Origin of the sequence: Streptomyces sp. NPDC052020 (genome assembly GCF_040680575.1) — a bacterium.
Taxonomy (GTDB): Bacteria; Actinomycetota; Actinomycetes; order Streptomycetales; family Streptomycetaceae; genus Streptomyces.
This window is the reverse complement of the sequence record NZ_JBFAWY010000029.1, coordinates 1-19,818: the sequence shown is the minus strand read 5'-3', so window position 1 is coordinate 19,818 and position 19,818 is coordinate 1. Positions and strand designations below refer to the sequence as shown.

At 73.6% G+C, this 19,818-nt stretch carries 19 protein-coding genes and 2 pseudogenes; 7 read left to right on the top strand and 14 right to left on the bottom strand.

Annotated elements, in window-relative coordinates; genetic code table 11:
* Positions 1 to 47: 47 nt before the first annotated feature.
* The 11 genes from AB0L74_RS25890 to AB0L74_RS25840 all read right to left on the bottom strand — a co-directional run bounded on the left by AB0L74_RS25890 (position 48) and on the right by AB0L74_RS25840 (position 11,467).
* Complete coding sequence (locus tag AB0L74_RS25890; protein WP_365656967.1) at positions 48 to 1,382, bottom strand: GTP-binding protein; 1,335 nt, start codon at positions 1,380 to 1,382, stop codon at positions 48 to 50.
* A gap of 2 nt (positions 1,383 to 1,384) precedes the next feature.
* Positions 1,385 to 2,332 (bottom strand): sulfate adenylyltransferase subunit CysD, encoded by a 948-nt coding sequence (gene cysD, locus AB0L74_RS25885; protein WP_365656965.1) that lies wholly within the window; start codon positions 2,330 to 2,332, stop codon positions 1,385 to 1,387.
* Complete coding sequence (gene cysC, locus AB0L74_RS25880) at positions 2,329 to 2,985, bottom strand: adenylyl-sulfate kinase (protein ID WP_365656962.1); 657 nt, start codon at positions 2,983 to 2,985, stop codon at positions 2,329 to 2,331. Before cysC ends, cysD begins: the two co-directional genes overlap by 4 nt.
* Positions 2,982 to 3,692, bottom strand: coding sequence for a phosphoadenylyl-sulfate reductase (locus AB0L74_RS25875; protein WP_365656960.1), 711 nt, complete (start codon positions 3,690 to 3,692; stop codon positions 2,982 to 2,984). Before AB0L74_RS25875 ends, cysC begins: the two co-directional genes overlap by 4 nt.
* A complete protein-coding gene (locus AB0L74_RS25870) occupies positions 3,689 to 3,868 on the bottom strand; it encodes a hypothetical protein (protein ID WP_365656958.1) in 180 nt (59 codons plus the stop codon). The genes AB0L74_RS25875 and AB0L74_RS25870 overlap by 4 nt, the downstream gene beginning before the upstream one ends.
* Positions 3,865 to 5,562, bottom strand: a complete 1,698-nt coding sequence (locus tag AB0L74_RS25865) for a nitrite/sulfite reductase (RefSeq protein ID WP_365656955.1) — start codon at positions 5,560 to 5,562, stop codon at positions 3,865 to 3,867. The genes AB0L74_RS25870 and AB0L74_RS25865 overlap by 4 nt, the downstream gene beginning before the upstream one ends.
* 189 nt (positions 5,563 to 5,751) lie before the next feature.
* Entirely contained in the window at positions 5,752 to 5,835 is an 84-nt protein-coding gene (locus AB0L74_RS25860; protein WP_316248393.1) for a putative leader peptide, read from the bottom strand.
* Between the two features lie 126 nt (positions 5,836 to 5,961).
* Entirely contained in the window at positions 5,962 to 6,534 is a 573-nt protein-coding gene (locus tag AB0L74_RS25855; RefSeq protein ID WP_365656952.1) for a GNAT family N-acetyltransferase, read from the bottom strand.
* A gap of 132 nt (positions 6,535 to 6,666) precedes the next feature.
* Complete coding sequence (locus AB0L74_RS25850) at positions 6,667 to 8,010, bottom strand: hypothetical protein (protein ID WP_365656949.1); 1,344 nt, start codon at positions 8,008 to 8,010, stop codon at positions 6,667 to 6,669.
* Between the two features lie 147 nt (positions 8,011 to 8,157).
* The gene (locus AB0L74_RS25845) at positions 8,158 to 9,450 is read right to left on the bottom strand and encodes a GAF domain-containing protein (protein WP_365656946.1); all 1,293 of its coding nucleotides are present in this window, start codon (positions 9,448 to 9,450) and stop codon (positions 8,158 to 8,160) included.
* A 370-nt stretch (positions 9,451 to 9,820) separates the two neighbouring features.
* Positions 9,821 to 11,467 carry an acyl-CoA dehydrogenase family protein gene (locus tag AB0L74_RS25840; RefSeq protein WP_365656943.1) on the bottom strand — a complete coding sequence of 549 codons (1,647 nt, stop codon included), beginning with the start codon at positions 11,465 to 11,467 and terminating at the stop codon, positions 9,821 to 9,823.
* Between the two features lie 132 nt (positions 11,468 to 11,599).
* On the opposite strand from AB0L74_RS25840, the gene AB0L74_RS25835 reads away from it, so the two are divergent.
* Together AB0L74_RS25835 and AB0L74_RS25830 are read left to right on the top strand one after the other, a co-directional pair.
* Positions 11,600 to 12,724: a YihY/virulence factor BrkB family protein gene (locus AB0L74_RS25835; RefSeq protein WP_365656940.1), complete on the top strand. Its 1,125-nt coding sequence runs from the start codon at positions 11,600 to 11,602 to the stop codon at positions 12,722 to 12,724.
* Between the two features lie 45 nt (positions 12,725 to 12,769).
* The gene (locus AB0L74_RS25830) at positions 12,770 to 13,456 is read left to right on the top strand and encodes a helix-turn-helix transcriptional regulator (protein WP_365656936.1); all 687 of its coding nucleotides are present in this window, start codon (positions 12,770 to 12,772) and stop codon (positions 13,454 to 13,456) included.
* On the opposite strand, the gene AB0L74_RS25825 is transcribed toward AB0L74_RS25830, so the two are convergent.
* Positions 13,439 to 13,840 (bottom strand): VOC family protein, encoded by a 402-nt coding sequence (locus AB0L74_RS25825; RefSeq protein ID WP_365656934.1) that lies wholly within the window; start codon positions 13,838 to 13,840, stop codon positions 13,439 to 13,441. The two genes, AB0L74_RS25830 and AB0L74_RS25825, sit on opposite strands and share 18 nt — an antisense overlap.
* Before the next feature lie 136 nt (positions 13,841 to 13,976).
* On the opposite strand from AB0L74_RS25825, the gene AB0L74_RS25820 reads away from it, so the two are divergent.
* From AB0L74_RS25820 to AB0L74_RS25810, 3 genes are all read left to right on the top strand, one after another.
* Complete coding sequence (locus AB0L74_RS25820) at positions 13,977 to 14,711, top strand: hypothetical protein (protein WP_365657140.1); 735 nt, start codon at positions 13,977 to 13,979, stop codon at positions 14,709 to 14,711.
* Positions 14,711 to 15,367, top strand: coding sequence for a ThuA domain-containing protein (locus AB0L74_RS25815; protein ID WP_365656931.1), 657 nt, complete (start codon positions 14,711 to 14,713; stop codon positions 15,365 to 15,367). The genes AB0L74_RS25820 and AB0L74_RS25815 overlap by 1 nt, the downstream gene beginning before the upstream one ends.
* Before the next feature lie 84 nt (positions 15,368 to 15,451).
* Positions 15,452 to 16,081: an antibiotic biosynthesis monooxygenase gene (locus AB0L74_RS25810; protein WP_365656928.1), complete on the top strand. Its 630-nt coding sequence runs from the start codon at positions 15,452 to 15,454 to the stop codon at positions 16,079 to 16,081.
* 76 nt (positions 16,082 to 16,157) lie between these two features.
* Here the strand turns inward: AB0L74_RS25810 and AB0L74_RS25805 are convergent.
* Positions 16,158 to 16,437: pseudogene (locus AB0L74_RS25805) on the bottom strand (transposase); the annotation flags it as partial.
* A gap of 542 nt (positions 16,438 to 16,979) precedes the next feature.
* Here AB0L74_RS25805 and AB0L74_RS25800 point away from each other — a divergent pair.
* Positions 16,980 to 18,386 carry a cellulase family glycosylhydrolase gene (locus AB0L74_RS25800; protein ID WP_365656925.1) on the top strand — a complete coding sequence of 469 codons (1,407 nt, stop codon included), beginning with the start codon at positions 16,980 to 16,982 and terminating at the stop codon, positions 18,384 to 18,386.
* A 96-nt stretch (positions 18,387 to 18,482) separates the two neighbouring features.
* Positions 18,483 to 19,685: a cellulose-binding domain-containing protein gene (locus AB0L74_RS25795; RefSeq protein WP_365656922.1), complete on the top strand. Its 1,203-nt coding sequence runs from the start codon at positions 18,483 to 18,485 to the stop codon at positions 19,683 to 19,685.
* Positions 19,686 to 19,724: 39 nt separating this feature from the next.
* Here AB0L74_RS25795 and AB0L74_RS25790 read toward each other — a convergent pair.
* Positions 19,725 to 19,818, bottom strand: a pseudogene (locus tag AB0L74_RS25790) (30S ribosomal protein S10); the annotation flags it as partial.

The window sequence follows — 19,818 nt, the reverse complement described above, 5'->3', positions numbered from 1 at the left end:
GCCGCCCTCCTTGGCGAACGTGGAGTAGAAGTCGGGGGAGCCCATGCTCAGAAGTCCCAGCCGTCGTCGTCGGCCGTGTCCTGGACCGGCTCGGGGGCCGCGAAGGACTCGCCGACCATGCCCGCGGTGAGCGTGGTGCCGTCGCTGGGGTCGATCAGGATGAACGAGCCCGTGCGGCGGGAGTCGGCGTAGGAGTCCAGCGGCAGCGGCTCGGCGGTGCGTATCTTCACGCGGCCGATGTCGTTGGCGACCAGCCGGCCCGGGTGCGGGTGCAGGGACAGGTCGTCCAGCGTCAGCCGGGACGGGATGTCCTTCACGATCGCCTTGACCGTGCGGGTGCCGTGCTTGAGCAGCACCCGGTGGCCGACCGTCAGCGGCTGGTCGGCGACGTGGCACACGGTCGCCTCGACGTCCTGCGTGGTCGCGGGGGCGTCCTGGCTCGGCACGATCAGGTCGCCGCGGGAGATGTCGATGTCGTCCGCGAGCAGCAGCGTCACCGACTGCGGCGTCCAGGCCTCCTCGGCCGGTTCGCCCAGCACGTCGATCCCGGTGACCGTCGTCGTCCGGCCCGAGGGCAGGACGGTGACGGCGTCGCCGACGCGGAAGGTACCGGCGGCGATCTGGCCGGCGTACCCCCGGTAGTCGGGGTGCTCGGCGGTCTGCGGGCGGATCACGTACTGCACCGGCAGCCGGGCGTGGCAGTGCGCCAGGTCGTGGCTGACCGGGACCGTCTCCAGATGCTCCAGCACGGTCGGGCCGCCGTACCAGTCCATGTGCGCGGACGGCTCCACCACGTTGTCGCCGACCAGGGCGGAGATGGGGATGGCGGTGACCTCGGGGACGCCGAGCTCGGTCGCGTACGCCGTGAACTCCTCGGCGATCCGGGCGAAGACCCGCTCCTCGTAGCCGACGAGGTCCATCTTGTTGACGGCGAGGACGACGTGCGGCACGCGCAGCAGCGCGGCGATGGCGGCGTGGCGGCGGGTCTGCTCGACGACGCCGTTGCGGGCGTCGACCAGGATCACCGTCAGCTCGGCCGTCGAGGCGCCGGTGACCATGTTCCGCGTGTACTGCACATGGCCCGGCGTGTCGGCGAGGATGAACCGGCGGCGCGGGGTGGCGAAGTACCGGTAGGCCACGTCGATGGTGATGCCCTGCTCGCGTTCGGCGCGCAGGCCGTCCGTCAGCAGCGCGAGGTCCGGGCCCTCCTGGCCCCGGCTCGCCGAGGCGCGCTCGACGGCCTCCAGCTGGTCGGCCAGGACCGACTTGGAGTCGTGCAGGAGGCGGCCGACGAGGGTGGACTTGCCGTCGTCGACGGAGCCGGCGGTGGCGAACCGCAGCAGGGTGGTGTCCGAGAGTGCCTCGGTCGTGATGGTGCTCATCTCTAGAAGTACCCCTCGCGCTTGCGGTCTTCCATCGCGGCCTCGGAGAGCTTGTCGTCGGCGCGGGTGGCGCCGCGCTCGGTGAGCCGGGAGGCGGCGATCTCGGCGATCACCTTCTCGATGGTGTCGGCGTCGGAGTCGACCGCCCCGGTGCAGGACATGTCACCGACGGTCCGGTAGCGGACCAGCCGCTTCTCGACGGTCTCGCCGTCCTTCGGGCCGCCCCACTCGCCGGCGGTCAGCCACATGCCGCCCCGCTGGAACACCTCGCGCTCGTGCGCGTAGTAGATCTCCGGCAGCTCGATGCCCTCGCGGGCGATGTACTGCCACACGTCCAGCTCGGTCCAGTTGCTGAGCGGGAAGACGCGGACGTGCTCGCCGGGCGCGTGGCGGCCGTTGTACAGGTTCCACAGCTCGGGGCGCTGGCGGCGCGGGTCCCACTGCGAGAACTCGTCCCGCAGGGAGAAGACCCGCTCCTTGGCCCGCGCCTTCTCCTCGTCGCGGCGTCCGCCGCCGAAGACCGCGTCGAACTTCTCGCTCTGGATCTTCTCCGTCAGCGGGAGGGTCTGGAGCGGGTTGCGGGTGCCGTCGGGGCGCTCCTTGAGGACGCCCCGGTCGATGTAGTCCTGCACCGAGGCCACGTGCAGCCGCAGCCCGTGCCGGGCCACCGTGCGGTCGCGGTAGTCGAGGACCTCGGGGAAGTTGTGCCCGGTGTCGACGTGCAGCAGCGCGAAGGGGACCGGCGCCGGCGTGAACGCCTTCAGCGCCAGGTGCAGCATGACGATGGAGTCCTTGCCGCCGGAGAAGAGGATCACCGGGTTCTCGAACTCGCCCGCCACCTCGCGGAAGATGTGCACCGCCTCGGACTCCAGGGCGTCCAGGTGGGAGAGGGCGTACGGGCTGCCGGTCCCCTCGGTGGCGGCGGCGACGGTGCCGGTCAGGCCGGTCATGCCAGTCCCCTTTCGCTGAGCAGGGCGTACACCGACGCCGCGGACTCCTGCACGGTCTGGTTCTGGGACTCGATGCGCAGATCGGGCGCCTCGGGCTCCTCGTACGGGTCGTCGACCCCGGTGAGCCCGGTCAGCTCGCCCGCGGCCTGCTTGGCGTACAGGCCCTTCACGTCGCGTACGGAGCACACCTCGACCGGCGTCGCCACGTGCACCTCCAGGTACGGCGTGCCGTGCGCCTCGTGGCGCTTGCGCACCGCGTCGCGGCTGTCGGCGTAGGGCGCGATCACCGGGACCAGGACCGTCACGCCGTTGCGGGCGAGCAGTTCGGCGACGAAGCCGATCCGCTGCACGTTGGTGTGCCGGTCCTCGCGGCTGAAGCCGAGGCCCGCCGAGAGGAACTCGCGGATCTCGTCGCCGTCGAGGAGCTCGACGCGGCGGCCCTCCTCGCGGAGCCGTCCGGCCAGCTCGTGGGCGATGGTGGTCTTGCCGGCGCTCGGCAGACCAGTGAGCCAGACGGTGGCTCCGGTGGTCACGTGGTTCTCCTGGGTCGTGGCGACGGCCGCGGGGGCCGCGATCGTCGCATCGGTAACAGCGTCGGTAACAGCAGTAACAGCGGGAGCTGTGGGCGCCTTGTGCGTGCCTGTGGCCGTCATGTGTGCAGCCCGCACTCGGTCTTGGCCCGGCCCGCCCAGCGGCCGGCGCGCGCGTCCTCGCCCTCGAGCACCCGGCGGGTGCACGGCGCGCAGCCGACGGAGGCGTACCCGTCCATCAGCAGCGGGTTGGTCAGGACGCCGTGCTCGGCGACGTAGGCGTCCACGTCGTCCTGCGTCCAGCGGGCGATGGGGGAGACCTTGACCTTGCCCCGCTTGGCGTCCCAGCCGACGACCGGGGTGTTCGCCCGGGTCGGGGACTCGTCGCGGCGCAGGCCGGTCGCCCAGGCGAGGTAGCTCTTCAGGCCCTCCTCCAGGGGCCGCACCTTGCGCAGCTTGCAGCACAGGTCGGGGTCCCGGTCGTGCAGCCTGGGGCCGTACTCGGCGTCCTGCTCGGCGACCGTCTGGCGCGGGGTGAGCGTGATGACGTTGACGTCCATCACGGCCTCGACCGCGTCCCGGGTGCCGATGGTCTCCGGGAAGTGGTAGCCGGTGTCGAGGAACACCACGTCGACGCCGGGCATCGCGCGGGAGGCCAGGTGGGCGACGACCGCGTCCTCCATCGAGGAGGTCACGCAGAAGCGCTTGCCGAACGTGTCGGCGGCCCACCGCAGGATCTCCGGCGCGGAGGCGTCCTCCAGGTCGCGGCCCGCCCGCTCGGCCAGCTCTTTCAGCTCCTCGGCCGTGCGCTCTCGCTCAATCGCCGTCATTTTCCGTCCCCTCCCGTGGAGTTGGGCTGAAGTCCCCGGGCCAGCAGCCCGAGGAACTTCAACTGGAATGCGCGGTTGCACCCCGCGCATTCCCAGGCGCCGTGACCCTGCTCGTTCGGACGCAGGTCCTCGTCACCGCAGTAGGGGCAGTGGAAGGGCACCGCGCGCTCGCTCACGACAGCGCCTCCTCCGAGGCGCGGGCCGCCCAGGCGGCGAACCGCTCGCCTTCCTCGCGCTCGGCCTGGTAGCGCTTGAGGACCCGCTCGACGTAGTCCGGCAGCTCCTCCGCCGTCACCTTCAGGCCGCGCACCTTGCGGCCGAAGCCGGCCTCCAGGCCGAGCGCGCCGCCCAGGTGCACCTGGTAGCCCTCGACCTGCTCGCCCCGGTCGTCGAGGACGAGCTGGCCCTTGAGGCCGATGTCCGCCACCTGGATGCGGGCGCAGGCGTTCGGGCAGCCGTTGAGGTTGATGGTGATCGGCTCGTCGAAGTCCGGGATGCGGCGCTCCAGTTCGTCGATGAGCGAGGAGCCGCGCGCCTTGGTCTCGACGATGGCGAGCTTGCAGTACTCGATGCCGGTGCAGGCCATCGTGCCGCGCCGGAACGGGGAGGGGCGGACGGTGAGGTCCAGCGCCTCCAGCGCCTCGACGAGGGAGTCGACCCGCGCCTCCTCGACGTCGAGCACGATCATCTTCTGCTCGACGGTGGTGCGGACGCGGCCCGAGCCGTGCGCCTCCGCCAGCTCGGCGATCTTCGTCAGGGTGGCGCCGTCCACCCGGCCGACGCGCGGGGCGAAGCCGACGTAGAAGCGGCCGTCCTTCTGCCGGTGCACGCCGACGTGGTCGCGCCAGCGCTCCACGGGCTGCGCGGGCGCCGGGCCGTCGACCAGCTTCCGCTTGAGGTACTCGTCCTCCAGGACCTGGCGGAACTTCTCCGCGCCCCAGTCCGCGACGAGGAACTTCAGCCGGGCGCGGTTGCGCAGCCGCCGGTAGCCGTAGTCGCGGAAGATGGACACGACGCCCTCGTGGACGTCCGGGACCTCCTCCAGCGGCACCCAGGCGCCCAGCCGCACCCCGATCTTGGGGTTGGTGGACAGCCCGCCGCCGACCCACAGGTCGAAGCCGGGCCCGTGCTCGGGGTGGACCACGCCGACGAAGGCGACGTCGTTGATCTCGTGCGCCACGTCCAGCAGCGGCGAGCCGGAGATCGCGGTCTTGAACTTGCGGGGCAGGTTCGAGTACGCCGGGTTGCCGATCACCCGGCGGTGGATCTCGTCGATGGCCGGGGTGCCGTCGACGATCTCGTCCTCGGCGATGCCGGCGACGGGCGAGCCGATGATGACGCGCGGGGTGTCGCCGCACGCCTCGGTGGTGGACAGGCCGACGGCCTCCAGCCGGTTCCAGATCTCGGGCACGTCCTCGATCCGGATCCAGTGGTACTGGATGTTCTGCCGGTCGGTGATGTCGGCGCTGCCGCGCGCGAACTCCTGCGAGATCTCCCCGATGACGCGCAGCTGCCGCGTGGTGAGCCGTCCGCCGTCGATGCGGACGCGCAGCATGAAGTACTCGTCCTCCAGCTCCTCCGGCTCCAGCACCGCGGTCTTGCCGCCGTCGATGCCGGGCTTGCGCTGGGTGTACAGGCCCCACCAACGCATCCGGCCGCGCAGGTCGTTGGGGTCGATCGAGCCGAAGCCCCGCTTGGAGTAGATCGTCTCAATGCGTGTCCGCACATTGAGACCGTCGTCGTCCTTCTTGAACTGTTCGTTGCCGTTGAGCGGGGTGAAGTGACCCACGGCCCACTGACCCTCACCGCGGTGACGGCTCACCTTGCGGCGGGGAGTCGCGGCGGCAGGGTTCTGCGGGGTGGCGGCCATGGCTGATACGTCCTTCGGGACAGCGACGGATGGGGCGGGCGCGTGGCGCCGTCGAGGAAAGATGCTGGTCGGGTGCTGGGTGTGCGGCTCTGACCTGCGCGGGAAGGCGCACGGACGCGCGTGCGCCCCATTGCGCACGGCGGAGGCGATGCGGGAGATCCGGGCTGCCGGGTGCTGCCGGAGAGGCGCTCAGCCGGCCGGACAGATGGCGCTGGACATGCGGCCGAGGTCGACGTGGCGTCGACTCACCAAGGCAATTCCAGTTCCAGGCATGACGGAAGCGTGGCATGGCGATCTGGACACAGTCCAGCTTCGTCCAAAATGCAGACACCCTTGTCTCGTACAGCGAGACAAGGGTGTCGTCGGTCACATGCCCCGGGCGGGTTCCTGCCGGGGAGGTCAGGCGGGGAACGCCCCGGGCCAGGGTCCCGGCGTCGGCACTTCCCGCTCTTCCTCCACCGTGGTGTCGAACAGCCGGAACCCGCGGCGCAGGTAGTTGTCCATCGCGAACTCGCCGTCCTTGCTACAGGTGTGCAGCCACACCCGCTTGGTCTCCGCGAGACCCGGCCAGCGGTCCGCGAGGTCCCAGGCGCGGGCGGTTCCCTGGGAGAGCAGATGCCCGCCGATGCGCCGCCCCCGGAAGGCGGGTATCAGGCCGAAGTACTCGATCTCCACCATGCCGTCGTCCCCCGGGGTCAGCTCCACGTAACCGGCGGGCGTGCCCCGGTCGTAGGCGACCCAGGTCTCCACACCGGGCCGCTGGAGGTGCTCCTGCCATCGCGCGTAGGTCCAGCCCAGCCGGTCCGTCCACCGGATGTCGCCGCCGACCGCGGTGTACAGGAATCGGCTGAACTCGGGGGAGGGCACCTCCGAGCGGACGATCCGGACGTCGCCCTCGGGGGCGGCGGCCGGAAGCAGGTCCGCCGGGGAGGTCTGCTCCAGGGACCAGGTGGTCACGGCGATGTGGGTCATGGCGGCCAGGGAACCATCCGGCGCGGAGATCTGTCGACTCGCGGCCGGTGCCGCCGGTCGGGCGGCGGCACCGGCGGCCGGACCGCATCCCGGCCGGCGGTGCCGCGGGGCCCCGCGCGAGGGGCCCGGGGGTCAGCGGAGGGACGCGTCGAGCGAGGCCAGCGGCAGGGCGAACAGCATGCGGCCGGACTGCGACCAGACCTCGCCGGTGTCCTCCCGGTACGCCAGGGATCCCGCGTCCGCGCTCCAGCAGTGCCGGGACCGGTCGGCGCCGCACTCGACGGCCTCGGCGCCCGCGCCGTTCTGCCGCCCCAGGGCGGCGCGGCCCTCCGGTGCGCCGGCCGCGCGCGCGAGATACCAGTCGCCGCGGCCGGAGCCGGGCGGGCGGCGCGCCAGGACGCCGCCGATTCCGGTGGCGCGGGTCTCGTACGCCTCCACCGCCTCGACGTGCCCGGCCCGGTCGGCGGCGAGCGGCCCGGCGGGCGCCGGGCCCTCCCCGAGCGGGTAGCGCCACAGCCGGGCGGGCCGGGCGGCGTCCGCGGCCACCCGCTCGGCGGCCACCACGCTGTCGGGGGTGGTCGTGCGGTCCAGGGAGAGCGCGGCGGGGCGCGGCCCGCCCGCCGCGGGGCGGTAGGCGGCGACGGCGGGCAGCACGTACCGGTGGCCGTGCGCCGACCAGCCGCCGGGCACCCGGCCGACGGCGTCGCCGCCGGCACCGGCGCGCAGCACGCGGTCCACGTCGTACACGTACAGCGCGGCGCGGTCCCCGGCACCGGCGGTGACGAGCAGCTTGTCCCGGTACCAGACCATGCCGGACACGGGGGAGGCCAGGCCGCGGTAGTCGCGTCCGCCGTCGACCGGGACGACGAGCAGGGCCGAGACGTGGCGCGGCCGGCCCGGGGCGTCCGCGTCGACGAAGGCCACCCGGGACAGCCCCCGGCCGGTGGCGGCCGGAACCGCGTCCCCGGTACGGCCGCCGTCCGCGCCGGGGCCGTCACCGGACGTCCAGGCGGAGGCGATCACACGGCGCCCGCCCCAGCGGCCGTCCTCGCCGGCGCCCGCCGAGGTGGTGACGGCGCCGGGCCGCCAGCCCCGGGCATCGGCCTCGTCCCAGCAGTACGCCCGGGTGGCGGCGGGCACGACGGGCAGCGCGGCGCGCTCCTCGGCCCCGCAGTCGGCGGCGTCGCGCAGCTCGCGGCCGGCGGAGCCGAGGACCTCGTCCACGCCGACGGGGCGGCCCATCGCCGAGGAGAGCCGGTCGAGCCAGGCGGCGGGCACCCGGTGGCCGGTGAGACGCAGCTCGCCCCGCGCGACGGGGGAGTCGAGCGCCCGCAGCGCCCCGGGACCGTCGGTGACCTGGGCCTGGGAGGCGCTGATCAGGGTGGCGGCGGCGGTGAGGGAGAGGGCGGTGCCGGCCAGGACCGCGCGCAGCGCCCGGCCCCGCCGGCGTCGGCGGTGTCTGCCGCGATGCTTCATACAACCTCCACAGGCACCGGGCCAGGAGCGCCCGTCGGTCCCCGCGTCGACCGGGAAGCAGGTGGAATGACCCAGGGGGATGCTACGGCAGACGCGGGTGCCGCGGGCCGAGACCTCGTACATATGCGGAACACGCGCACCGGGGGTTCACATGGACGGGGCGGGCGTCCGCCGCCGTGTCACCGCCGGTGCCGCCGAGTGCGGCAGCAGGTCGCGCGGGTCGTCCGGCAGGAGCAGCCGCACCTGAGCGTCCTCACGGAAGCGGTACGGCCGGTGTTGCAGATGGGCGCCGAGGTACCGCCGCACCCGCGACATCTCGGCCCGCACCGTCACCGTACGGGCCGGGTCGCCGAAGAGGTCCGCGGCGAGACCGGCGGCGCTGCGGCCGGTGCGGTGGACGGCCAGGAGGTAGAGCAACTCGGCGTGCCGGGGGCTCAGTTCCCGGGTCCAGGAACCCGCACCGCCCCTCACCTCCACCGACCAGCGGCGCGGCCGGCGCAGATCGAGCACGATCCGTACGTCCTGCGCCGCGGCCGGCTCCTCGGCCGCCGCCCGCAGCAGCCAGCCCCCGGCGAGCGGCTCCAGGGTGCACGGCCCCAGCGCCGGCAGCCAGACGGGGCCCGCCGACGGCGACTTGGGCAGCGCGACGCGGGGCGTGTACGGCATCCCCGACACGGCGGCGGTCCAGCCGTCCCGGTCCACCACCGCCGCGTGCCCGCCGACACGGGCCAGCACCGGCGCCGCCACCGCGCGCAGCCGCTCCAGCGACCGCGTGTGCGCCTCACGCAGGTGCGCCTCGGCCAGCTTGGCCACCGACTCCACCCAGGCGAGCGTGGCCGGGTGCATCGTCTCCAGCGGCCCGCTGACGTCGACCACGCCGATCAGCCGGCCGTCGCGCGGGTCGGTGAGGGGCGCGCCGGCGCAGGTCCAGGTGGCGTGCGAGCGCACGAAGTGCTCGGAGGCGAAGACCTGTACGGGCCGCCGGGTGACCGCGGGCGTGCCCACGCCGTTGGTGCCGACGACCTCCTCCCGCCAGTCCGCGCCGGGCTGGAAGCCCAGCCCGTCGGCCCTCCGCAGCACCGGCGTGCTGCCCTCGCGCCACAGCACCCGGCCCTCGTCGTCGGCGACCACCATGATGTGGTGGGCGACGTCCGCGACCGACAGCAGCCCTTGCCGCAGCACGGGCAGCACCGTCCGCAGCGGCGAGTGGGCGCGCCGCCGCTCCAGCTCCTCGCGGGACAGCAGCCCGGACCTGACGTCGTGGTCGGGGTCGACCCCGCTGCGCAGCATCCGTTCCCACGACTGCTCGATCACCGGACGCGGCGGCACCGGCGCGCGCCGGCCGGAGAGCCTGGCGGAGCGGACCTCGCTGAGCACCCGCGCCGCCCGCGCCGCGTCCACGGCGGCGAGCTGCGAGACGTCCATCGGCGAGAGCGCCACTGGTTCCCGTCCTCCCGAGAAATGCCCGGGCACCGCGACGGCCGCGTGGCGGCCGGCCGCGTCTCCCGGCGTCCTTCGTGCGTCGCGTCCCATACTGCCGCCCGGGCCGGACGGAGGGACACCGTCGGCGCACAGGTCAGCAGGAAGTTGCAACCCCCTGCAACCCTGGTGGACGGCCCTGGGCGGACGGACACTTGAGCGACGCCGTCCTGAACGGCGTCCGCGGCCTTGACCGGGCCCGTGAGGCGGGGGTGGTGCCGTGTCGGCGCAGCACCACCCCCGCAGCCCGGCGACGGCGCAGGGGGCACTTCGCACCCGGTACGGCACCCAGTACGGTGATCCGTCCCCCGGCGCTCCCGGCGCCCCGGAGTCAGGAGACGGGCCGTGCCCGCTCCACCACCGACGCCAGGTCCAGGGTGGCCGGCAGCGTGCCGAACGACGCGCCCCCGTCGCCGCCCAGCCGTGCGGCGCAGAACGCGTCGGCGACCTCCGGCGGCGCGTACCGCACCAGCAGCGACCCCTGGAGCACCAGGGCCAGCCGCTCCACGAGCCGCCGGGCCCGGCCCTCCACCGCCTGAAGGTCGGACAGCTCGGTCAGCAGGTTCTTGATCGCCCCGTCCAGCCGGTGGTCGGCGCCGCGCGCCCGGCCCACCTCCGTCAGATAGGCGTCCAGCGTCTGCGGACGGCGGCCGAGCGCCCGCAGCACGTCCAGCGCCTGGACGTTGCCCGCGCCCTCCCAGATCGAGTTCAGCGGCGACTCCCGCACCAGCCGCGGCATCCCGGACTCCTCGACGTACCCGTTGCCGCCCAGGCACTCGGCCGCCTCGACCGCGACGGGCGCGCAGCGCTTGGTCACCCAGTACTTGGCCGCCGGCACGGCGATCCGCAGCAGCGCCCGCTCCTGCTCGTCGCCGCCCTCACCGGCGTCGTACGCCGCCGCCAGCCGCAGCGCCAGCGTGGTGGCCGCCTCCGACTCGATCGCGAGGTCGGCCAGGACGTTGCGCATCAGCGGCTTGTCGATCAGCCGGCCGCCGAACGCCTCGCGGTGGGCGCAGTGGTGGATCGCCTGCGCCACCGCCTGCCGCATCAGCCCGGCCGAGCCGAGGACGCAGTCCAGCCGGGTCGCCGCGACCATCTCGATGATGGTCCGCACCCCGTGCCCCTCCTCGCCGACCCGGCGGGCCCAGGTCCCGGCGAACTCGACCTCGGCGGAGGCGTTGGACCGGTTGCCCAGCTTGTCCTTGAGCCGCTGGATCAGGAAGACGTTGCGGGTGCCGTCGGCCAGCACCCGGGGGACGAGGAAGCAGGTCGGCCCGTCCGGCGCCTGGGCCAGCACCAGGAAGCCGTCCGACATCGGCGCCGAGCAGAACCACTTGTGCCCGGTCAGCTCGTAGGTGCCCGCCTCGGCCAGCGGCCGGGCGGCGGTGGTGTTGGCGCGGACGTCGCTGCCGCCCTGCTTCTCCGTCATGCCCATCCCGAACAGCACCCCGGCCTTCAGGTGCGCGGGCCGCAGCTCGCGGTCGTAGACCGTGGAGGTCAGCCGGGGCACCCACTCCCCGGCCAGCGCCGGATCGGCGCGCAGGGCGGGCACCGCCGCGTGGGTCATGGACAGCGGGCAGCCGTTGCCGGCCTCGACCTGCGTCCACATCAGGAAGGCCGCCGCGCGCCGCACGTGCCCGCCGGGCCGGCCCCAGGCCGCGGTCAGGCCCGCCGCGACGCCCTTGCCGAGCAGCCGGTGCCAGGCGGGATGGAAGTCGACCTCGTCGACGCGGTGGCCGTAGCGGTCGTGGGTGCGCAGCCTCGGCGGGTTCTCGTTGGCCTGGACGCCCCACTCCTGCACCTGCGCGGAGCCGCAGCTGCGGCCGAGCCCCGACAGCTCCGCCAGCGTCCGCTCGCGCAGTGCCGGGTCCAGATGCCGCTCCACGGCCGCCTTCAGGGCCCGGTCGGCGGTGAAGACGTCGTACCCGACGAGCGGCGGGGGCTGGTTCGTCACGCTGTGGGTGCTGCTGCCTGCCATGACTGCGAACCTACCGCGCCGGCACCCGCGAGGGGAGTACGCCCGGCCACCGGAAGGGACCGTTCCGATCCGGTGCGGTCCCGGTGCGGTCCGCGGGTGAGGGCAGCCGCTCGCGGCGGATACCTTTAGGACGTGCAGCCAGCAAGTGAAACCTCCGAGCGGCCCTCCGGCCGGCTCCACCGGGCCCGTGCCCTCTACCGGAACGTCTCCAAGCGCAGGACCGCCTGGCTGTTGCTCAAGGACACCGTCAACTCCTGCATGGAGTACCGCATCCTGGGCCTGGCGGCCGAGGCCGCGTTCTTCACCCTGCTGTCCGTGCCCCCGCTGCTGCTGAGCATCATCGGACTGCTCGGCTACGTCGATCTGTGGACCGGCGCGGACACCATCCAGAGCCTGCGGACCAACATCCTCGACGCCTCCCGGGCGGTCCTGTCCGACCGGGGCGTGCACGAGATCGCCGAGCCGATCCTGCACGACGTGATGAAGGGCGGCCGGGTGGACGTGATCTCCATCGGCTTCCTGTTCGCGCTGTGGTCGGGCTCGCGCGCGGTGAACGTCTTCATCGACACCATCACCGTGATGTACGGACTCGACGGCGTCCGGGGCATCGTCAAGACCCGCCTGCTGGCGTTCGCCCTGTTCGTCGTGGCGCTGCTGATCGGCTCGGTGGCGCTGCCGCTGATGGTGGCCGGGCCGGACGCGGTGGTGCGGGTGGTGCCGTGGTCGGCGACGGTCGTACAGGTGCTGTACTGGCCCGTCGTCATCGTCCTGTCGATCGTGTTCCTGACGACGCTCTACCACGTGTCCGTGCCGGTCCGCTCCCCGTGGATCGAGGACGTCCCCGGCGCGCTGGTCGCCCTCGCGATGTGGGTGCTGGGCAGCTTCCTGCTGCGCATCTACCTCACCAGCACCGTGGAGGGACCCACCATCTACGGCTCGCTGGCCGCGCCCGTCGCCGTGCTGCTGTGGATCGGCGTGTCCGCCTTCGCCGTGCTCGTCGGGGCCGCGGTCAACGCCGCGATCGACCGGGTCTGGCCGGCCGCCGCCACGGCCGCGGCCCGCGAGGCCAACGAGCGGCTGCGCCAGGCGCAGGTCGCCGAGTACGTCGCCCGGGCCGCCGCGAGCGGCGCCGCCGACCCCGACATGCCCTCCGAGTTCCCCGAGCGCTGGTCGCGCTTCCTGCCGCCGGAGGACGTCACCGCCCGGCTGCGCGCCCACGCCAAGGCCACCCCGCCGCAGAAGCCGGAGGACTCGTAGCCGCGGGCACCGGTGCGGGGCCGCGGGGGCCGTAGGGTGGGTGCCGTGTACACCGAGCGTGCGTCCCGGCTGAGCGGCGCGGTGGTGTGGACGAACGCCTTGTCCGGGCCCGGTGCCGCGCGGATCCTGCCGGACGGCTGCATGGACCTGCTGTGGCACGAGGGGCGGCTGCTGGTCGCGGGCCCGGACACCCGCGCGTACCTCGCCGAGGGTCCGCCCGGCCGCTGGGCGGGCGTCCGCTTCTCCCCGGGCACCGCGCCCGCCCTGCTCGGGGTGGTCGCGCACGAGCTGCGCGACCGGCGGGTCGAGCTCGCCGATCTGTGGCCCGCCGCCCGGGTGCGGCGGCTGGCCGCCCGGGTGAACGCCGCCGCCGACCCGGCCGGGGCGCTGGAGCGGCTCGCGCTGGAACGGGCGGCCGGCACCCATCCCCCCGACCCCCTGCTGCGCCGGGTCGTGGCCGCCCTGGCCGCGGGCCGCCCGGTCGCCGAGACCGCCGACGCGCTCGGCCTCGGCGCCCGCGCGCTGCACCGCCGCTCCCTGGCCGCCTTCGGCTACGGCCCCAAGACGCTGGCCCGGATCCTGCGGCTCCAGCGGGCCCTGGCGCTGGCCCGGGCCGGCGTCCCCCTGGCGGAGACCGCCGCCCGGTCCGGGTACGCGGACCAGGCCCACCTCACCCGGGAGGTCCGGCAGTTGACGGGCCTGGCCCCGAGCGGGCTACTGGGCCGCCGCTAGCGGCGCGAACAGGTCGACGCCGTTGCCGTCCGGGTCGTGCACGACGGCGTACCGCTGCCCCCAGACGGCGTCCCAGGGCTTCAGCTCGCCCCGGTGACCGGCGCCGACGAGCTCGTCGTACAGCTCGTCCACCTCTTCGGGCCGGTCGCACAGCAGGGCCAGCGAGTGGCGCCCGCCCCCGGCGGGCGGCCGCCACCCGGGGTGGAAGGACCGGACGCTCTCCTCGGTGTCGAGCAGCAGCCGGATGCCGCCGGGCACATCGGCCTCGGCGTGCGGGGCCGTCTCGGCGCCCTCCGGGAAGGCGAAGCCGAGGCGGCGGTAGAAGCTCACGGAAGCGGCCATGTCGGAGACGACCAGGCCGACGGCGTTGAATCGTGCGGTCATGGGGGAACCGTAGGAAGGCCACCCGCGCCCCGTCTTGAAAGAATCGGACACGCGCCCCGCAGGGCGCTCCAGCCCCCCCCGCGTTCGCGCCATCCCGGTCCGCCCGGGAACACCCGTACGGCAAGATGACCGCATGATGCGTCGTCCCACGCGCCTGTCGCCGTCGTTGCTGGTGCCGGCGGCTCTCGTGCTGCTCGCCGCCTGCGGCACCGAGAAGCCGGGGGCCGGCCCGGCCGCCGGGTCCCCGGACGGGTCCGCCGGGTCCGCCGGGTCCGCCCGCGTGACCGGGCCCGCCGCGTCCACGGCGGCGACCGGGCCCGCCGCGTCCACGGCGGCGACCGGGCGCGGGGGACTGGACGCCCGCGCCCGCGCGCTGGGGGTGGCGCCCGAGCTCGTCCACGTGACCGAGGCGCCCGGCTACGCCCTGGCCCGGCAGTCCGTCGGGGTGCTCGGCGACGACGGCTTCTCCGCCACCTACGTCGCACGGGAGACCGGCGCGCGGCTCCGGCTCTCCGTCGAGCGGGGCTCGATCGACGCCCGAACCTGCCCCGAGCGGCCCGTCGGCGACCTGCCCGGCGAGCGGACGGAGTGCGTGCGCGACGGCGGCCTCTGGTACCGCACCGGCGCGGGGCGGCACGAGTACGCCCGGCCCGGGGACGGACACGTGGTGCGGGTCTCCGGCGAGGCGGACGCCGTACCGCGCGACGTGCTGCGCGCGGCGGCCCGCGCGGCGCACCGTCCCGGCGCCGCCGAGGCGGCCGCCCTCCTGCCGCCGGTGTCCCCCGCGGCCACCGCGCCGCCGGTGGAACGCGGCGACCTGCCCCCCTTCGGTGACGGAGCGCCCCGCAACGACGTGGGGGCGGGCGGCTGATGACCTCCCGGCTGCTCGTCTTCACCCGCACCACCGACTACCGGCACGACTCCATCCCCGCCGCCGTCGCCGCCCTGCGCTCCCTCGACGGCTTCCGCGTCGACCACACCGAGGACCCGGCGGCCCTGGAGGCGCCGCTGGACGCCTACGCCGCGGTCGTCTTCCTCTCCACCAGCGGCGAGGTGCTCACCCCGGCGGGGCGGGCCCGGCTCGCCGCGTACGTCGAGGCGGGCGGCGGCTTCGCCGGCGTGCACGCGGCGGCCTGCACGGAGTACACGTGGCCGTACTACGGCGACCTGCTCGGCGCCCGCTTCGACCGCCACCCCGCCTACCAGCCCGGCCGGGTCCTCGTCGAGGACCGCGACCACCCGGCCACCCGGCACCTGCCCGCCGTCTGGGAGTTCACCGACGAGTGGTACGACTTCCGCACCAGTCCGCGCGGCTCGGCGCGCGTGCTCGCCACCGCCGACGAGTCCTCGTACGAGGGCGGCGGCATGGGCGGTGACCACCCGCTGGTGTGGTGCCGGGAGCAGGGCGCGGGCCGGGTCTTCTACACCGCCCTCGGCCACGCCGCCGAGGCGTACGGGGACCCGGACTTCCGCGCGCACCTGGGCGGCGGCATCGCGTGGGCGGCGGGCGGGCCGGACCTCCGGTAGCCGCCTACGCGTATCAAGGTCAGCGCCGACTGACGTGCCCGATCATCTTGACCTGAAGTGCGGTTGAGGTCTCATCATGGCGCGATGACTGATGACGGAATCACCCTGATCGACGCATGGGAACTGCCCGAGGACCGGATCGACGAGTCCGTCGCACGCTGGCGGGAGCGCGTCGGGCTCATCCACACCGCCCCCGGGTTCCGGGATGCGCGGCTGCACCGCAGACTGCGTCCGGAGTCCCGGCTCGGCCTGGTCAACGTGGCGCACTGGGACAGCGTCGAAGCCCGCGACGAGGCGCTGGCGAATCCCGCCTTCACCGCGTCGGCGGCCACCGCGGCCGGCTATGCCACCGTGTACGGCGGCTGGTATCAGGTGGCGGCCGAATTCCGCATGGCCGAAAACGGTTCGGGCGATGCGCCGGGAATCACCTTCATCAATGCCTTTCAACTGCCCGCCGACCGGATCGATGAATTCCTGCCGCACTGGCTCGGCCACGCGGAGTCGATGAGCAAGGCGCCCGGATTCCAGGACAGCCGACTGCACCGCGCGGTGGCCCCGGACACCCACTTCCAACTGGTCGACATCGCGCACTGGGACAGCCCTGAGGCGTGGCGCACAGCACACAACGATCCCCGCTCCCAACAGCGCCTGTCCGCCTCTCCTGGCTTCGCCGTCGCCAACCCCTCGCTCTTCCGGGTGGTCGTCGGGTTCTGAGAGCAGGCCGCCGAACGCCCGCGAGCCGTAGGTTTCCAGCCGCGTGGCGTACACCCCGAGCCCTTCGCCCCGGTGCTCGTTCGTAGCGGGTGCGGAGCCGTTTGAACTGGTGCAGCCAGGCGAAGGCGGGCTCGACCACCCAACGCACCTTGCCCAGTGCTGAGCCGTGGGCGGCAAGTACCGTATCGGCCGATCATGGGCTTGATGCCGCGCTTCCACAGCAGGCGGCGGTACTCGTCGAAGTCGTAGCCCCGGTCGGCGTACAGTCGCCGGGGCTTGCGGCGGGGACGCCCGCGCAGACCCCGGATCGGTGGGACCGCGTCCAGCAGCGGCAGAAGCTGGGTGACGTCCGCACGCACCCCGGACACACTGCCGACCCAGATCCGCAAACACGAGACCCGCAGCTCGACTCATTCTGGAACGATCAGTTACAGAGCTGATCACGCACGCGTAGGCGACGTCGGGTGTCACCCGGACAGGCAGGTGCGGGCCATCATGCCGAGCGTCGTCCGACCTCGACGATCGCCGGCACCACCACCGACGTCAAGACGGCCTGGGACCCGAACACGGACCTCCTGGCGCGGCACTGGGTCCACGTCCCCCGCAACGCCCAGCAGGTCTCGCCGTGCCGGCACGCGACATCAGCGCCTCCCACCTCCAGTATCAAGAGGTCATGCCGTCCTCTGTTCAGATGGGCCGCACGGCGCCAGGGGCCCCCTTCGCTTCGCCGAGCGGATCGAGCGGGAACCACTCACTTCCACGGGGAGCGAACAGCGGCGTCCGCATCGGGACGGTCGAATCCCTGTACGCGCATCGTGCGCAGGTGTACGGTCTCGGGCCGATGGGCTTTGGGAGCGCTCCCATCGCGCTGCACCCGCTTCGCACGAGGAGGAACGCTGTGAAACGCATGACGGCCTTACTGGCGACCTGCGCGACGGCCCTGGGCCTGACGGCGCTGACCGCCCCCCAGACGGTGGCCGCCCCCGAGGCGGTGGCCGCCACCGGCTGCCGGGTCGACTACACGGTCATCAGCCAGTGGCAGGGAGGCTTCCAGGCCGGAGTGAAGGTCACCAACCTCGGCTCTCCCGTCACCGGATGGACGCTCAAGTTCACCATGCCGGACGCCGGGCAGAAGATCGTCCAGGGCTGGAACGCCACCTGGTCGCAGTCCGGCTCCACGGTCAGCGCCGCAGGCGTCGACTGGAACCGCACACTGGCCACCGGCGCGTCGGCCGACCTGGGCTTCACCGGCTCCTTCACGGGCGCCAACCCCAAGCCCACGGCGTTCACGCTCAACGGGGTCGCCTGTACGGGCTCCGTCGGAGGGGAGGAGCCCCCGCCCGACCCGGATCCCGGTCCGGGCACCGGCACCCCCTTCGGCATCAACGGGCAGCTCCACGTCTGCGGCGTGAACCTGTGCAACCAGTACAACCGCCCGATACAGCTGCGCGGCATGAGCACCCACGGCATCCAGTGGTTCGACAAGTGCTACAACGACGCGTCCCTGGACGCGCTGGCGAAGGACTGGAAGTCGGACCTGTTCCGCATCGCCATGTACGTGCAGGAGCAGGGCTACGAGACCGACCCGGCGCGCTTCACCAGCCGTGTGAACAGCCTGGTCGACATGGCCGAGGCCCGGGGCATGTACGCGCTGATCGACTTCCACACCCTGACGCCGGGCGACCCGAACTACAACCTCGACCGCGCGAAGACGTTCTTCGCCTCCGTCGCCGCCCGCAACGCGGACAAGAAGAACGTGATCTACGAGATCGCCAACGAGCCCAACGGCGTGAGCTGGGCGGCCATCAAGAACTACGCCGAGCAGGTCATCCCGGTGATCCGCGCCGCCGACCCGGACGCCGTCGTCATCGTCGGCACCCGCGCCTGGTCCTCGCTGGGCGTCTCGGAGGGCTCCAACGAGACCGAGGTCGTCAACAACCCGGTCAACGCCTCCAACATCATGTACGCGTTCCACTTCTACGCCGCGAGCCACAAGGACAACTACCGCGCCACGGTGAGCCGGGCGGCCGCGAAGCTGCCGCTGTTCGTCACCGAGTTCGGCACGGTGACCGCCACCGGCGGCGGAACGATGGACCGGGCGAGCAGCACGGCCTGGCTGGACCTGCTCGACCAACTCAAGATCAGCTACGCGAACTGGACCTATTCCGACGCCAATGAGAGCAGCGCGGCGTTCAAGCCCGGCACCTGCAACGGTACCGACTACAGCAGCAGTGCGGTGCTGACCGAGTCCGGCGCGCTGCTCAAGAGCCGGATCAGCACCCCCGACGCCTTCCCCACCAGCTGACGCCCGACGGGGCGCCGGTCCGGCCGGCGCCCCGTCCCGATGTTTGGGAGCGCTCCCAAAGCCTCGGTTTCCTCTCCCCCCACCCAGGAGGCACACATGCGCGTCCTGCTCTCGCGATTACCGCGCCGGCCCTGGACCGCGGTCCTCACGGCCGCCGCGCTGCTGGCGTCCGGTTTCACGGCGATGTCCGCGAGCGGCGCGGAGTCCGGCTGCCGGGTCGGCTACACCGTGAACAAGTGGAGCGGCGGTTACACCGCCCAGATCAAGGTCACCAATCTCGGCCCGGCGCTGAACGGCTGGCGCCTGACCTGGACCTACACCGGCGACCAGCGGGTGACGTCGGCGTGGAACGCGACCGTCACCCAGACCGGCGGGTCCGTCGTCGCCGTCGACGCGGGCTGGAACGGCGCGCTGGCCACGGGCGGCACCGCCGAATTCGGCCTCCAGGGGACCTGGCGGACGGCCGACCCCGCACCGGGCGACTTCGCCCTCAACGGCGTGGCCTGCGGCGGCGACGGCACCCCGCCCCCGACCACTCCGCCGCCCACGACCCCGCCCCCGACCACTCCGCCGCCCACGACTCCGCCCCCGACGACCCCGCCGCCCGGCCCGGCGTGCGACAGCGCGGTGATCTGCTCGGACTTCGAGGACCAGACCGGCCCGGCCCCGTCCGGCGCCTGGCGGTTCACCGCACCCGACTGCCAGGGCACCGGCACGGCCGCCGTCGACACCGCGGTCGCGCACAGCGGCAGCAGATCGCTGCGGGTGGACGGCCGGGCCGGGTACTGCAACCACGCCTTCGTCGCCGCCACCGCGGACCTGTCCTCGGTCGGCCCGGTGATGTACGTGCGCATGTGGGTGCGGCACACCACCGCGCTCCCCGCCGCCCACGTCACCTTCGCCTCCCTGCCCGACGCCTCCCAGGGCGGGCGGAGCCTGCGCGTCGGGGGCCAGAACGGCGCCCTGCAATGGAACCGGGAGAGCGACGACGCCACCCTGCCCGCGCAGAGCCCGGCCGGTGTCGCGCTGAGCCGGCCGCTGCCGACCGGAAGCTGGCAGTGCCTGCGGTTCGCGATCGACACGGCCGCCCCCGGTCTGGACACCTGGCTCGGCGACGAGCGGATTCCGGGCCTGCACGCCGACGGTGTCCCCACCCACGACATCGACCAGCAGTGGCTCGTCCGCACCACCCCGCCCCGCCCCACCGCCCTGCGGCTGGGCTGGGAGAGCTACGGCACGGGCGACGACACCCTGTGGTTCGACGACGTGGCCGTCGGCTCCGCCCCCATCGGCTGCTGACAGCCCGACGGCCGTGCCGTCCCGGAGCCCCGGCCGGGCCGACGCACCAGTGCGGGTCACCGTCTCGACGATCTTCTTCGCCGAAGAGTCGATGACCTCGTGGTCGTAGGCCTTGAGCCGGATGCGGATCTTC